Here is a 14,006-nt window from a genome sequence, read left to right on the forward strand (position 1 = left end):
TCGAGAACGGGAAGGACCCATGTCTCACACCCTCACGATCGACGGCATCTCCAAACGGTACGGCGAGGTCGTCGCGCTCGACGACCTGTCCTTCGAGGTCCGCCCCGGTGAGATCTTCGGTTTCGTCGGCAGCAACGGTGCCGGCAAGACCACCACCATGCGCATCGCGCTGGGCGTCCTGTCCGCCGATTCCGGCGAGGTCCGGCTCGGCGGCAAGCCGGTGGACCTGGATGTGCGGCGCACCATCGGGTACATGCCGGAGGAACGCGGGCTGTACCCGAAGATGAAGGTGGGCAAGCAACTCGAATACCTCGCCGAGCTGCACGGCATTTCCCGCTCGGCGGCGCGGGAGGCGGTCGCCCGCTGGACCGAACGCCTCGGCATCGCGGACCGTGTCGGCGACACCGTCGACGCACTCTCGCTCGGCAATCAGCAACGCGTCCAGCTGGCCGCTGCGCTCGTCCACGATCCGGCGGTGCTGGTTCTCGACGAACCCTTCTCCGGACTCGACCCCGTCGCGGTGGACGTCATGAGCGCCGTGCTGGTGGAGAAGGCGAACACCGGAGTGCCGGTGATCTTCTCGAGCCATCAGCTCGAACTCGTCCAGCGCCTGTGCCACCGCGTCGGCATCATCAGCCACGGCCGGATGCGTGCCGTCGGCACCGTCGACGAACTGCGCGGCCGCGGCAACACCCAACTCGAAGTCCACGCGCCGGAAGCGCCGGTCGGCTGGGCGCACCATCTCGAGGGCGTCACCACGATCAGTCACCTCGACGGCCGGACCCTGCTGTCGCTCGACACCGGGGTGGACGACCAGCTCATACTGCACACCGCCCTGAAGACCGGGCCGGTGCACGAATTCTCGCTGCACCGGCCCACCCTGACCGATCTGTTCCGAGAGGTGGTCACGGCATGAGTGCCCCACTGAGCCCCGCCCGCGCGATCGGCCTCGTGGCCCGCCGCGAATTCCTGACACAGGTGGCGAAGAAGAGCTTCGTCATCAGCAACGTGATCATCCTGCTGGCCATCGTGGGCGGCATCGTCGCGTACTCGCTGTTCTCGGGCGGTGACGACGAACGCGCCACCATCGGACTCGTCGGCGACCAGTCGCTCGCGCCGGCTCTCGTCTCCACCGGTGACGCGGTCGGGACGCCGGTCGACGTCGTCCCGGCCACGGACGAACAGGCCGCGCGCGACGAGGTGGGGAACGGTGACCTCGACGTCGCCCTGATTCCCGGCACCGACGGATCCGTCACGGCCGTCACCGAATCCGAGATCGGCTCCGGGCTTCGCACCGTGATCGACGCCGCCGTGGTGCAGCAGGCTCAGGCCGGCGCACTCGCCGCACAGGGCGTGGACCCCGCGCAACTTGCCGAAGCGACCGGCCGGGCAGTCGTCACCGTCGACGCACTCGATCCGCCCGACCCGGAGAAGGGCCAGCGCGTGGCCCTTTCCATCGCCGTGGTCGTCCTGCTGTACATGCAGATCATTATGTTCGGCATGTACGTGGCGATGGGTGTGGTCGAGGAGAAGTCGAGCCGCGTCGTGGAACTGCTCCTGTCGACCCTCCGTCCACTGCAGCTGCTCTGGGGCAAGGTGATCGGCATCGGCGCGGTCGGTCTCGTCCAGTTGACCGCCTACGGTGTGGTGGGTGTCGCCGCCGGACTCGCGACGGGCGTGCTCACCGTGACGGGGACGGCGATCGGGGTGCTGGCCGGAACGCTCGGCTGGTTCGTGCTCGGATTCGCGTTCTTCGCGGTCCTCTACGCCGCGGCCGGGTCGATGGTGTCGCGGCAGGAGGACGTCAACGCCACCGCGTCACCGCTGATGGTGCTGATCGTCATCATGTTCTTCAGCGCCTTCTCCTCGGTGAGCAACCCGGACGGCACCCTCAGCAATGTCCTCAGCTGGATTCCGCCGTTCTCGGCGATCCTGATGCCGCTGCGCATCGCCGCCGGCGTGGCGTCCCCGGTCCAGGTGGTCGTCACGGTCGCTCTGATGCTCGCGGTGACCGCCGCACTCAGCATGCTGGCCGCGAAGATCTACCAGCGCTCGATCCTGCGGATCGGCAAGGTCGTGTCGTGGAAGGAGGCGCTCGGCAGGTAGCGAATTCCCAGCGCACGGCCAAGTTCCCTGTGTAGTCTTCGAATCGTCGATCGATGCTGCTCAGCTGCCGTCGTGGAACGGGGAACACCCATGGTCGTCCGTCGCGGGAAGCCGATCGTCGCCCTCGCCGTCGCAGTGGTCGCGTCCATGACGTTGATGCTGACGGCATGCACGTCCGACGAGCCGACCACTGCGGGCGGTGGCAACGCCGGCCCCGACGGCACCCCGGTCGCCTACCAGGAGCCGGTCAAGCTGTCGAGCGAGAACGGGGTGCTCGAGGTTCGACTGTCGGCCCATCAGGGCACGGTCGACCTCGACACCGTCTCGGAACCGGTGTCGGGCTTCCTGGTCTTCGGTTACGAGGTTCTGCAGGGCACGAGTTCGGACGGCTCGACCACGGGCGACGACGTCTACCCGGCACCGACGTTGCGCGTCGATCCGGGTGAGCGCCTGATCATCCACTACGACAACGATCTCCGGAACCTGACGATCGAGGACTTCTACGACCCCGCGTTCACGCCCGCGGGCGGGGAGGTCCCGATCTATCCCCCGGCCCTCGAATCGGCGCCGCTGAACCTGCACACCCACGGTGTGCACGTGAGCCCGGACGGCAACGCCGACAACGTGCTGCTCGACATTCCCGCCGGAATGGGCAACGTCTACGACTACGCGGTACCGAAGGACATGCCGAACGGCCTGTACTGGTACCACAGCCACCGTCACACGATGACCGCGCAGCAGACGTACGCGGGGCTCGCGGGACTGCTGGAGATCGGCAGGCCCGACGGCAACCTTCCCCTGGTGACGCAGAACGACGTACCCATCCGCGACATGGCCCTGCAGTACAACTTCGTCTTCGACCGTAAAGGCAACGGCCACCACCTGAACGACCCGAACTGGCCACAGTTCGTGAGCACACTGACGCCGCCGGAGGGGACCCAGCTCGCCGACGGAACGTACCAGCCGAGTCTGGCGCCCGTGAATTTCTCGGAGACCACGGAGGGCTCCCAGTACGTCACCAACTGGTATTCCGGGCCGCTGTCGCCGGCGAATCATCGCGGGCAGAACCAGTTCGTGCCGGGCAATCTCCAGAGCTTCAGCAGTGATTCGACGAAGATTCCCGCCGACCCGTCGCTGCCGGACAACGAACGCGACGTGCAGTACACCGTCAACGGGCAGTTCCAGCCGGAGCTGAAACTGAAGCCGGGCCAGACGGAGATCTGGTCGCTGGCGAACATCAGCGATTTCGCCTACATGCCGCTCAGACTCACCGAGACCGCGACGGGCAACCACCCGACGTTCTCCGTCGTCGGCCAGGACGGAAACCCCTTCACCCAGGTGCAGTTGCCCGTCGGTGGTGACGGCACCCGGCTCGTCATCCCGCCGGGGTCGCGGTACGCGATCGCCGTGACGATGCCGGACACCGGCGATCTGGTGCTCGACATGCCACCGCTGGAAGGGGCGAAACCCGTCACCAATCCCGGCGTGCTCTACACCGACAACGGCACCGACAATCCGCCGGCCGAGCTGGGCACGGTGACGGTCGACCCGTCGGTGATCAGTTACGCCGACGGCTTCTTCACCTTCCCCACCCAGACCCTCCTCCACGTCACACCCGACAGCGGTGAAGGGCGGACCACGCCGTTCGAGCCCGGCCAGAACCTCGACGCGTACACGTCTTTCGTGGACACGTCGGTGATGACACCCGACGTGAAGCGCACCCTCACGGTCTCGGGCGGATTCGGCAACGAGAAGGCCAGCAACAGCGACCCGAAGGCCTTCACCTACGAGTTCGACGACAACACGTTCCCGAACATCCCGCTGATCCAGCCGCGCCTCAATTCGGTCGAGGAATGGCTGATCACGAACCTCAACAACGACGAACATCCGATGCACATCCACGTCAACGACTTCCAGGTGATGGAGATCGTCGACCCGATCGCGGGCACCCGGACCGGGGTGCAACCGTGGGGTGAGGACAACGTGAACGTGCCGGCGCCCGTCACCGACGCGAACGAGAACCCGCTCGTGCCCGCATCGGTGACGCTGCGCACGAAATTCACGGAGTACACGGGCACTTTCGTGATCCACTGCCATCGCCTCAACCACGAGGACAACGGACTGATGGCCACCGTCAACGTGATTCCCGAGGTGTCGACGTACGCGGTGGCGGTGCCGGGTTCTGCGGGCACCCCCGCGACCGTGCAGGTCCACGACGGCAACGGCGACAAGGTGATCGCCGCGGTCACACCGTTCCCGTCGTTCGAGGGCACCCCGACGGTGGCGATGGCCGACGTCAACGGCGACATGATCCTCGACCTCGTCGCCGGGACCGGTGCGGGCGTGGCACCGGAGGTCGTCGCGTACGACGGCAACGATGTCGGCTCCGGCCCGTTCACCGCCGAGCTGACCCGGTTCGCCCCGTTCGCCGACGGCTTCCGCGGAGGCGTGACCGTCGCGGGTGCGGACATCGACGGAAACGCGCTGGCCGACAACATCATCGCCGGCACGGGCCCCGGCACCGAATCGCAGGTGAAGGTGTTCTCGTCCAGCCTGCCCACGGAGAAGGGCACAGCACCCGAGGTCTTCTCGAGTTTCACCCCCTACCCCGGGTCGCAGTCCGGGGTCACGGTCGCGACGGGCCTGGTCGACGCCGCCTCGGGCCGGGCAAGCATCGTCACCGCCCCGGGGCCGGGAGAAGCGCCTCGTGTGAAGACGTTCCGCTACGACCTGTTCGAGCCGACCGCCGCCGCGACTGCCGACGGCACCGCGGACGAGCACGCCGGCCACACCGACGGACCGAGGACGACGTCGGAGTTCCTGGCCTTCGACGAGAGCTACCTCGGCGGTGTCTCACTCTCGACGGGGTGGGTGGCCGGCGCCGAAGGCGGAGCGAAGAGCATCGTCACCGGCATGCTGGGCGGCGACGGCACTGTTCGCGTGTGGTCGAGTGGGTCACGCCTCGACGGTGAGCCGAGGATGTATCTCGAGAGCCCGAACCACCACTCCGCCGACGTCGTGTTCACTCAGATCGCGTCGTTCGCACCGTTCGCCGGCGGCCCTGCCGGCAGCGGGGTTCAGGTGGCCACCACCAGCACCACCACCGGCGCCGACCTGCTCGTCAGCGGTCCGGGGCCGGGCGGCACGGAGGTGCGCAAGTTCGGGCTCGGCCGCGCCGAACCCCGATCGACCACACTGGTGCCGCTGCCGTTGGGCACGCTCCCCGCGCTCCCCTCAGCGCAAGGGTCCGTGCCACTCGGTGGCAGATAGGTGCAGGGGGTCAGCCGGCCCGCTTCTCGGCGGCGTCGGCGATGTCGTCGAGATCGCGCCGGATCGCCTTGGTGGTGGCCTTCAGTGCGAAGGAACCGAACACTTTCATCATGAACCTCGACACTGCGCCGAGCCCACTTGCTTCCGCTGAGAAGTGGAAGGTCAGGGTGGTGCCGTCACCGGCAGGCTCCAGGGTGAACACCGTCGTGTAGTCCGCGCCGTGGGACGACGCCTTCACCACGGTGCGCTTCTCCGGGTCGATCTCCGTGACCCACATTTCCTCGGTCGACGATTTGCCGAACAGCACCCGGGTCTCGCGCCACCGCGTGCCGACTTCGTACTCCGTCGAGTCCAGCCTCTCGAGCTTCTCCACACCGCTCAGCACCGATTCTGCGTTGTCCAGGTCGGTGATGACCGCCCAGACCGCGCCGACGGGCGCATCGATCGTTCGGCTCACACGGATCTCCGAGGCTGACATGAGGCACCCTTTTCTTCCTTCTCAGGGCAGTGTCCAGAACTGGCGGGTCACCAGGTAGAAGACGATGACCCAGAACACCATGACCCCCACGACGATCGCGATCCCTCGACGGTTCGTTGTCGCTTCCGGAACGTCGGAGGGCGGCCGCAGCCAGCGCCCCAGCACCCGGTTCACGTAGTACGGCATCGTCACGAAGCTCATGATGAAGCTGGACAGCAGGTTTCCGACGAGCAGTCCGAGCCACAGCGGCATCTTCAGCGGCGACAACGCGAGGGTGAGAACCACGACGGTGGGATACAGACCGACCCACACCGCGATCGACGTCTTGGTTTCGGACGGCGGCGGCGCCTCGTTGCCGTTCTCGTCGAACGCGAACCAACTCCCGAAGGAGTTGTCGATGGTGCGCAATTCGAAGTCGTGGAACTTCTCCCCCTCCGCGAGAAGCTCCTGACGCTTCGCCGAGGTGAGCCACCTGTCCAGGTCGGCGGCGTTGTCGTAGCGGTACAGCGCGGTCCACTCGTCCTGAACTCCCTCGATGGGCCGGAAGAGTTCGCTCCCGCGGAATCCGTCGAACTTGCTCTCTTCCAATCGCAGTCGATCCTGCCACGCGAGGAAATCGTCGACGTGCTCCGGGCCGACACGGTGCGTCACGACGACCGTCACGAGCGGATCCGACTCGCGCGTGCCCCCGCTGATGACTTGCTGGGTGGCGGGGCCGTCGAAGTACTGCTGCCCCTCGTCCAGCCGGTGCTGCCGGGTGGCGCTGTTGATCCAGGCCTGCACGTGGGCCACGGAATCGAAGCGGTAGACCACGACCCAGTCGGGTTGCACGGCGGTGGGTGCCGAGATCTCGGCGCCCAGGAACCCCGGGTAGTGGGACGCGGCGCTGTTCATGTCCTGCTGCCAGGCTTCGAAGGCCTCCTCGGATCCGGCACGCACCTTCTGGCCGATGATGACCGTCGCGGCGTTGCCGGTGGACTTCTCGGTGGGCTTCTCGGTGTCCATCGCCCTCTCCTCACGGCTCAGGTCGTCGGAACCGATCGGTTCTCGCCGATTCGGTGGTAGATCCGCTCGGGGGTGAACGGCAACTCACGAAAACGCACACCCGTCGCGTTCTCCAGCGCGTTGGCCAGCGCAGGTGCCACCGGGTTGATGCAGCACTCCGCCATTCCCTTCGCACGCATCGGTCCGACGGAATCCGTCGAATCGACCAGCAGCACTTCGGTACGGGGAATGTCGGCGTAGGTGGGGATGCGGTAGTTGCGCAGGTTGGGGTTGATCATCACACCGTTGTCGTCGACGTGAAAGTTCTCGGTCAGCGCGAATCCGATGCCCTGGGCGACGCCGCCTTCGATCTGGCCGCGGACCTGCACCGGGTTGATGATTACCCCGGCGTCCGTGGCGTGGACGCTGTAGAGGATGCGGATCTCGCCCGTCACGCGGTGGACGGCGATGCGGAAGCCGTGGGTGTTGGAGACGACGCTGCGCGGCGACCCGTACGCCTTGCGCGCCTCGGTGAACCGGATGCCGCGCCGACGGGCGGCGTCGAGGAGTTCGGTCAGCGGCACGCGCGTGCCGTCGCAGAGCACCCCGTCGTCGTCCATCGAGCAGGACGCGACGTCGACCCCGGTGTGCGCGGCGGCGAACGCCAGGATGCGGTCGCGCAGGGCCTCCGACGCCCGCGACACGGCGTTGCCCGCGACGAAGAGGCCGGCGCTGGCGAACGCCCCCGTGTCGAATCCCGTCCGGTCGGTGTCGGATTGCACGAGACGCACCCGCGACGGGGTGGTGCCGAGGTGGGTGGCCGCGATCTGCACGTGCGCGGTCGACGTTCCCTCACCGAATTCGACGGTGCCGACGGCGAGTTCGTACACGCCGTCGTCGCCGAGCGTCGCCCACGCCTCGGAGATGTGTTCGGTCGGGGGCGCCGTCTCGTGCAGCGAGCTCGCGGTGCCCTCGCCGACGAGCCAGTCGTCGCCCAGCACCTGCCCGTTCCCGGTCCGCCTCAGTGCGGCGTCGACGAGATCGATGCACTGCCCGAGCCCGTCCTCCGCGAACACGACGTCGTCGGGACCGTCGTCGATCGCGACGAGCGAGTCACCGGGGCGGACGATGTTGCGGCGCCGCAACTCGAGCGGGTCGATGTCGAGCGCGACCGCCAGCTCGTGCATGGCGGACTCCACCGCAAAGGCGGGCTGGGTCATGCCGTACCCGCGCAGCGCTCCGCTGGGCACGCTGTTCGTGTAGACGGAGTACCCATCGAATTTCTTGTTGGGACACCGGTACGCCGAGATGGCGGCACCGGCGGCGAACAACGTCTCGCCGCCGTGGTTGCCGTACGCGCCCGTGTTCGACACGTTGCGCACCTGGAACGCCGTGAGTGTGCCGTCGGCCCGGGCGCCGAGCGTGATCGTCAGCTTCATCGGGTGCCGCGGCGACGCCGTCGTGAACTCTTCCTCCCGAGTGAACTCGAAGCAGACGGGCCGGCCCGTGTCGAGGGTGGCGAGCGCGACCAGATCCTCCGAGATCACCTCCTGTTTGCCGCCGAAACCGCCCCCGACGCGCATACAGAACACGCGCAACTGGTCGGGGCGCAGGTCGAACAGGTGAGCCAGCTTGACCTTCGCGATCGACGGCGACTGCGAACTCGTGCGCACGTGCAGGCGGCCGCCCTCCATCCAGGCGATCGACCCGTGCGTCTCGAGATGCGCGTGCTGCACGCGCGGGGTGAAGTAGGTGCCCTCGTGGATCACGTCGGCCTCGGCGAACCCCGCCTCGACGTCGCCCACCTCCCCGTGGAGCTCGAGCAGGACGTTGTGCACGGGATCCCGCACGAACGGGTCGTCCGATCCGTGCAACTGCGGTGCACCGTCGGCCATCGCCTCCTCCGGGTCGAACACCGCGGGCAGCACGTCGTATTCGACGACCACCTCGCGACACCCCTCCTCCGCGGCGCCGACCGTGTCGGCCAGCACCGCGACCACCCGCTGACCGGCGAAGCGGACCGTGTCGTCGAGGATGTACGTGTCGTCGGGGTCGACGAGGTGATCGGTGTGGATCGCGGTCGTGAACAGCTTCCGGGGCACGTCCTTCCACGTGTACACGCGGTGCACACCGGGGACGGCGAGCGCCGCCGTCGTGTCGATCGAGACGATGCGGGCGTGGGCGTGCGGGGAATGCAGCGTCACGAGGTGCAGCATGCCCTCGATCTCGGTGTCCATGGTGAACTCGGCACGGCCGGTGACCACATCGGTGGCCGCGGGTGCCCCGACGCTGGTGCCGACCGCGCGACCCGGCTCGGCGACCTCCACCGCGGCGACACCGTTGACGGCGTCCTCGATCGCCCGATAGCCGGTGCAGCGGCAGAGATTACCCTTCAGCGCGCGTGGCAGGTCTTCCTTCTGCGCGTCCGTGAACGTCGCCGACGTCATGATCATGCCCGCGGTGCAGAATCCGCACTGGAACCCGGGGGCGTCACGGAACTGCCGCTGCAGCGGATGCAGGTCGTCCGGCGAACCGAGGCCCTCGATGGTGGTCACCTCCCGCCCCTCCGCACGGAACGCCGGCGTGATGCAACTGTGCACGGGATCGCCGTCGAGCCACACCGTGCAGGCTCCGCAATCGCCTGCGTCGCAACCCTTCTTGACGCCGTGATGACCGAGCGACCGCACGAACGTGCGCAGACACTGCCCGGGATTCGGTTCCTCGTCGAACGTCCTGCCGTTCACGGTGTACGTCATTGCCGGTCTCCTGCGGTGAACTCGGTCCGGATCTCCTCGGCGAAGTGCTTCGTCAGGTGGCGACGGTGGTCAGGGGTGCCGTTGGGATCGTCGAACCACACGTCGTCGGGTATCGCGTCGATGCTCTGCCGGAGCGAGTCGGCGTCAGGTACGGCGTCGAAGGCCAGACGGATCGGACGGGTGGTGCCCGCCGTGATCGTGAGCAGCAGGTCGTCGCCGCCGGGCGCCTGGGTGCCGATCATGAACACCGTCGAACGGCCGAGGCGTGTGAGGGTGAAGCGGCGATGCGTGTGACGCTTGCGGAGGGCACGGACCGGGATGTCGATGCGGCGCAGGATCTCACCCTGTGTGAGCACGTTCTCGCGGTTGCCCGTCACGAAGTCGGCGGCGTCGACGGCGCGCTCGGACCCGTCGGTGGACCACAGCGTGTACGTCGCCTCGAGCGCGACCGCCATCGTGATCATCGGACCCGCGGGAAGCGACATGCAGATATTGCCGCCCACCGTCGCCGAATTCCAGACCTTGAACGATGCCAGAAAGGCCTCGCAACTCGTCCCGAACAGCGAAGCGGCTCTCCAGTCGTCCGGCGGCGCAAGCGCATACAGCTCACGGATCGTGCACGTCGCTCCGATCTCGAGGCCCGCGTCGCTCGGCACGAGGGTGTCCCAGCCGAGCGTCGTGAGATCGACGAGACGGCGCAGGTCGGGCTGCTGCTCGGAGAACAGCCACGTTCCGCCGGCCAGCCACGCGTCGCCTTCCCGCCACGCCGCACCCGGCCGGTCGGGTGGACGCCGAACGACATCGGTGATGGTGTTGAGGTCCATATGACTGCTCCACTCGGGAAATATGTCGTCGTTCTCGTACCCGGCCTGCGTCAACCCATCTGACTTTAGACACCGCGACGGCGGTCTCGGTGTTAATTGCCGGGTTCCACCCGGGCGCTGTTTGCCATGTTCCGGCCGCACGGGCGACCGTGTGGGCGCCCGTCACCCGCCGTAGCAGACATTCACCGCCCCGGACCGACCGCTACTCTCAGGGCCATGGCCGCCAAGATCTCCGCCCACGACGTGCTCGAGCTGGTACTGGACGCAGGCAGCTTCGTCTCCTGGGACACCGCGCCCGTGGATGCGCGGCCGAACGAGAAGTACCGCGCCGACCTGCGGAAGGCCGCCGAGAAGTCGGGTGTCGACGAATCGGTGATCACCGGCGTCGGCACCGTCCGCGGTCGCCCGGTCGCGGTGATCGCGTGCGAGTTCGCTTTCCTGGCCGGTTCGATCGGTGTTGCCGCGGCCGAGCGGATCGTCTCCGCCATCGAACGCGCCACCCGTGAGGGTCTCCCCCTGCTCGCTTCGCCCACGTCGGGGGGCACACGCATGCAGGAGGGCACCGTCGCCTTCGTGCAGATGGTGAAGATCGCGGCGGCCGTCGCCACCCACAAGGCCGCCCATCTCCCCTACCTGGTGTATCTGCGGAACCCGACCACCGGCGGCGTGTTCGCGTCCTGGGGTTCGCTCGGGCACATCACGGTGGCCGAACCCGGTGCACTCGTCGGGTTCCTCGGGCCCCGCGTCTACGAGGCGCTGTACGGCGAGAAATTCCCCGAGGGCGTGCAGACATCCGAGAACCTGTACCGCAACGGCGTCATCGACGGCGTCGTCCCTGCCACGCGCCTGCGCCGGCTCGTCCATCGGGCGTTGCGGGTGCTGATCGATCCGCCGACGTCGACCGCCCTCACCGAACCGGCGCCGCCGGCCGTCGACATCCCCGACGTACCCGCGTGGCAGTCGGTGATGTTGTCGCGGCGCGCCGACCGGCCCGGAATCCGCCACCTCCTGCGGCACGCAGCAACCGAGCAGGTGCCCCTCAGCGGCACCGGCCAGGGTGAAACCGAGGGGACGGTGCTGCTGTCGCTGGCACGTTTCCGCGGCGCACCGTGCGTGTTGCTGGGCCAGGACCGCGCCGGACAGTCGGCGCTGAACACGATGGGTCCCGCCGCCCTCCGCGAGGCACGCCGCGGCATGCGGTTGGCCGAGGAGTTGCAGATCCCCCTGGTCCTGGTGATCGACACCCTCGGTGCAGCGCTGTCTCAGGAGGCGGAGGAACGCGGCCTGGCCCCGGAGATCGCACGTTGCATCTCCGACCTCGTGACGTTGAAGACGCCGACCGTGTCCGTACTGCTCGGTCAGGGCACGGGCGGCGGCGCGCTCGCCTTCCTCCCCGCCGACCGCGTGCTCGCCGCGCAGAACGGGTGGCTCGCCCCGCTTCCTCCCGAAGGCGCCAGCGCCATCGTCCACCGCGACACCTCGCACGCCCCCGAGATGGCGGCCGCGCAGGGCATCCGTTCGCTCGACCTGCTGCGCGACGGCGTCATCGACGCCATCATCCCCGAGCATCCGGACGCCGCCGACGAGGCCGTCGATTTCTCCAAGCGGGTCGGCGAGGCCATCTCCCGGGAACTCCGTGCCCTGACCGGGGTTCCCGAGAGCGAGCGCTTCGCGGCCCGGCTCGCCCGCTACCGGAACCTCGGCCTGAGCTAAGACAGTTTGATCGTCGGGTTGTACATGTCCATCCACAGCGCGAGGTCGAGCGTGCGCTCGAGTCCGCGACGCGACACCTGACTGATCTGCGGGGTGTCGACGGACACCGCCCGGGACAACCAGTCCGCGCTGACCAGGCCGAACACCGGGTGCGAGGGGTCGCCGAGCAGGTCCTTGCCGTGCTCCTGCAACGCCACCGCGTACTTCGGGTCCTGGGTGGACGGGTACGGCGACTTGACCCGGTCGATCACCGACTGCGGCAGCACATCCCTGGTCGCCGCCCGCAGCAACGATTTCTCCTTGCCGTCGAACGTCTTCAGCGACCACGGCGTGTTGTAGACGTACTCGACCAGCCGGTGATCGCAGAACGGCACCCGGACCTCGAGTCCGACGGCCATGCTCGCGCGGTCCTTGCGGTCGAGCAGGACGCGGACGAACCGCGTCAGATGCAGGTAGCAGATCTTCCGCATCCGCCATTCGAAGTCGGATTCGCCGTCCAGCCGATCGATCCCGGACACCGCTGCGTCGTAGGAGTCCTGCACGTAGTCGTCCATGTTCAGCCCCGCCGTCACCTCCGGGGTGAAGATGTTGCTCTCGTCGCCGAAGTGCTCGGCGAACTGCCCGAGCCACGGGAAGGTGTTCGCCTGCTGCGCCTTCGGGTCGAAGAACTGCTTGTACCCGCCGAACACCTCGTCGGCCGACTCACCGGACAGCGCCACCGTGGAGTGCTGACGGATCGCCTTGAACAGCAGATACAGCGACGCGTCCATGTCGCCGAGGCCCATGGGAATGTCCCGGGCCCGGATGACCTTCGCGCGCACGGCGGGGTCGGCCAGTGCGTCGGAGTCGAGGACGATGTCCTGGTGCGCGGTCCCGGATCGCCGGGCCACGTCGTGCACGTACGGAGTATCCGGGGTGCCCCGCAGTTCGTCCGCGACGAAATGTTCGGTCTGACCAACGAAGTCGACGGCGAACGTCCGGACCGTCTCGCCCACCTCGGCGAGCTGCTCGGCGGCGATACCGGTCATCGCGGACGAGTCGAGACCACCGGACAGCAGGGTGCAGCGCGGCACTCGGCGACCAGTTGCCTGCGCACGATGTCGTCGAGGAGTTCGCGGACATGGGTGACGGAGGTGTCTCGGTCATCGGTGTGCGGACGGGTCTGCAGGGTCCAGTACCGGTGCGTCCGCAGTCCGGTGCGCGAGACGGTGACCACCGTTCCCGGCTCCACCTCACGCATGCCGTCCCACACCGCGTGTCCCGGTGTCTTGACGAACGCGCACAACTCCCGGATTCCGTCCATCGTGACAGTCGACTCGGCGAATCGAATTGGCAAGGATCGCTTTAGGTTCCGAACCGAACAGGACGCCGTCCCGGGTCTCGTAGTAGTAGAACGGCTTGATGCCCATCCGGTCGCGGATCATCACGAGTGCGTCGATCCGCGAATCCCAGATGGCGAACGCGTACATGCCGTTGAGCCGCTCCGCGACGGCCTCTCCCCACTCCAGATATCCGTGGAGCACCACCTCGGTGTCGGAGTCCGTGGCGAACCGGTCACCGCGCCCGTACAGCTCCGCGCGCAGTTCACCGAAGTTGTACACCTCGCCGGAGTAGACCATCGCAACGGTCCCGCCGGGGGTGCCCACGCTCATCGGCTGGTGCCCACCCGGCAGATCGATGATCGCGAGCCTACGATGCCCGAGCGCGGCGTGTTCGACGACCCACGTACCGCGATCGTCCGGCCCCCGGCAGTTCATCGTCTCGGCCATGGCATCCACGGTGGACTGCTCGACGCGTAGATCGCGTTCGAACGAGATCCATCCGGCGATTCCGCACATGTGCTCCTCCGGCTGTCGCTGGCGCTCTTCCTTCAGC

8 protein-coding genes and 1 pseudogene are annotated in these 14,006 nt (G+C 67.7%); 4 read left to right on the plus strand and 5 right to left on the minus strand.

Going from position 1 to position 14,006, the window contains the following annotated elements; all coding sequences use genetic code 11:
• The first annotated feature begins 19 nt into the window (after positions 1-19).
• The 3 genes from GO592_RS24540 (at position 20) to GO592_RS24550 (ending at position 5,376) form a co-directional block, all read left to right on the plus strand.
• Positions 20-916, plus strand: coding sequence for an ABC transporter ATP-binding protein (locus GO592_RS24540; protein ID WP_007298197.1), 897 nt, complete (start codon positions 20-22; stop codon positions 914-916).
• Positions 913-2,106, plus strand: coding sequence for an ABC transporter permease (locus GO592_RS24545; protein ID WP_007298198.1), 1,194 nt, complete (start codon positions 913-915; stop codon positions 2,104-2,106). Before GO592_RS24540 ends, GO592_RS24545 begins: the two co-directional genes overlap by 4 nt.
• 90 nt (positions 2,107-2,196) lie before the next feature.
• On the plus strand, positions 2,197-5,376 hold the full coding sequence (locus GO592_RS24550) for a multicopper oxidase family protein (RefSeq protein WP_007298199.1): 3,180 nt from the start codon (positions 2,197-2,199) through the stop codon (positions 5,374-5,376).
• Positions 5,377-5,386: 10 nt separating this feature from the next.
• On the opposite strand, the gene GO592_RS24555 is transcribed toward GO592_RS24550, so the two are convergent.
• The 4 genes from GO592_RS24555 to GO592_RS24570 are packed head-to-tail and all read right to left on the minus strand — an operon-like array spanning position 5,387 to position 10,418.
• Entirely contained in the window at positions 5,387-5,854 is a 468-nt protein-coding gene (locus GO592_RS24555; protein WP_007298200.1) for an SRPBCC family protein, read from the minus strand.
• Positions 5,855-5,875: 21 nt separating this feature from the next.
• Complete coding sequence (locus tag GO592_RS24560; RefSeq protein ID WP_007298201.1) at positions 5,876-6,859, minus strand: antibiotic biosynthesis monooxygenase; 984 nt, start codon at positions 6,857-6,859, stop codon at positions 5,876-5,878.
• A gap of 17 nt (positions 6,860-6,876) precedes the next feature.
• Positions 6,877-9,594 (minus strand): molybdopterin-dependent oxidoreductase, encoded by a 2,718-nt coding sequence (locus GO592_RS24565; RefSeq protein ID WP_007298202.1) that lies wholly within the window; start codon positions 9,592-9,594, stop codon positions 6,877-6,879.
• Complete coding sequence (locus tag GO592_RS24570) at positions 9,591-10,418, minus strand: FAD binding domain-containing protein (RefSeq protein WP_007298203.1); 828 nt, start codon at positions 10,416-10,418, stop codon at positions 9,591-9,593. Before GO592_RS24570 ends, GO592_RS24565 begins: the two co-directional genes overlap by 4 nt.
• Before the next feature lie 216 nt (positions 10,419-10,634).
• On the opposite strand from GO592_RS24570, the gene GO592_RS24575 reads away from it, so the two are divergent.
• Positions 10,635-12,131: an acetyl-coenzyme A carboxylase carboxyl transferase subunits beta/alpha gene (locus GO592_RS24575; protein ID WP_005568351.1), complete on the plus strand. Its 1,497-nt coding sequence runs from the start codon at positions 10,635-10,637 to the stop codon at positions 12,129-12,131.
• Here GO592_RS24575 and asnB read toward each other — a convergent pair.
• Positions 12,128-13,969, minus strand: a pseudogene (gene asnB / locus GO592_RS24580) (asparagine synthase (glutamine-hydrolyzing)). The gene GO592_RS24575 and the pseudogene asnB sit on opposite strands and share 4 nt — an antisense overlap.
• Positions 13,970-14,006: the final 37 nt, after the last annotated feature.

Source organism: Rhodococcus sp. 21391, assembly GCF_016772255.1.
Lineage (GTDB): Bacteria > Actinomycetota > Actinomycetes > Mycobacteriales > Mycobacteriaceae > Rhodococcus_F > Rhodococcus_F opacus.

What these genes read in the sequence shown, in the direction of transcription:
- GO592_RS24570 (WP_007298203.1), bottom strand. Translation starts at nt 10,418, where the DNA reads ATGGACCTCAACACCATCACCGATGTCGTTCGGCGTCCACCCGACCGG.
- GO592_RS24550 (WP_007298199.1), top strand. Translation starts at nt 2,197, where the DNA reads ATGGTCGTCCGTCGCGGGAAGCCGATCGTCGCCCTCGCCGTCGCAGTG.
- GO592_RS24565 (WP_007298202.1), bottom strand. Translation starts at nt 9,594, where the DNA reads ATGACGTACACCGTGAACGGCAGGACGTTCGACGAGGAACCGAATCCC.
- GO592_RS24560 (WP_007298201.1), bottom strand. Translation starts at nt 6,859, where the DNA reads ATGGACACCGAGAAGCCCACCGAGAAGTCCACCGGCAACGCCGCGACG.
- GO592_RS24555 (WP_007298200.1), bottom strand. Translation starts at nt 5,854, where the DNA reads ATGTCAGCCTCGGAGATCCGTGTGAGCCGAACGATCGATGCGCCCGTC.
- GO592_RS24540 (WP_007298197.1), top strand. Translation starts at nt 20, where the DNA reads ATGTCTCACACCCTCACGATCGACGGCATCTCCAAACGGTACGGCGAG.
- GO592_RS24545 (WP_007298198.1), top strand. Translation starts at nt 913, where the DNA reads ATGAGTGCCCCACTGAGCCCCGCCCGCGCGATCGGCCTCGTGGCCCGC.
- GO592_RS24575 (WP_005568351.1), top strand. Translation starts at nt 10,635, where the DNA reads ATGGCCGCCAAGATCTCCGCCCACGACGTGCTCGAGCTGGTACTGGAC.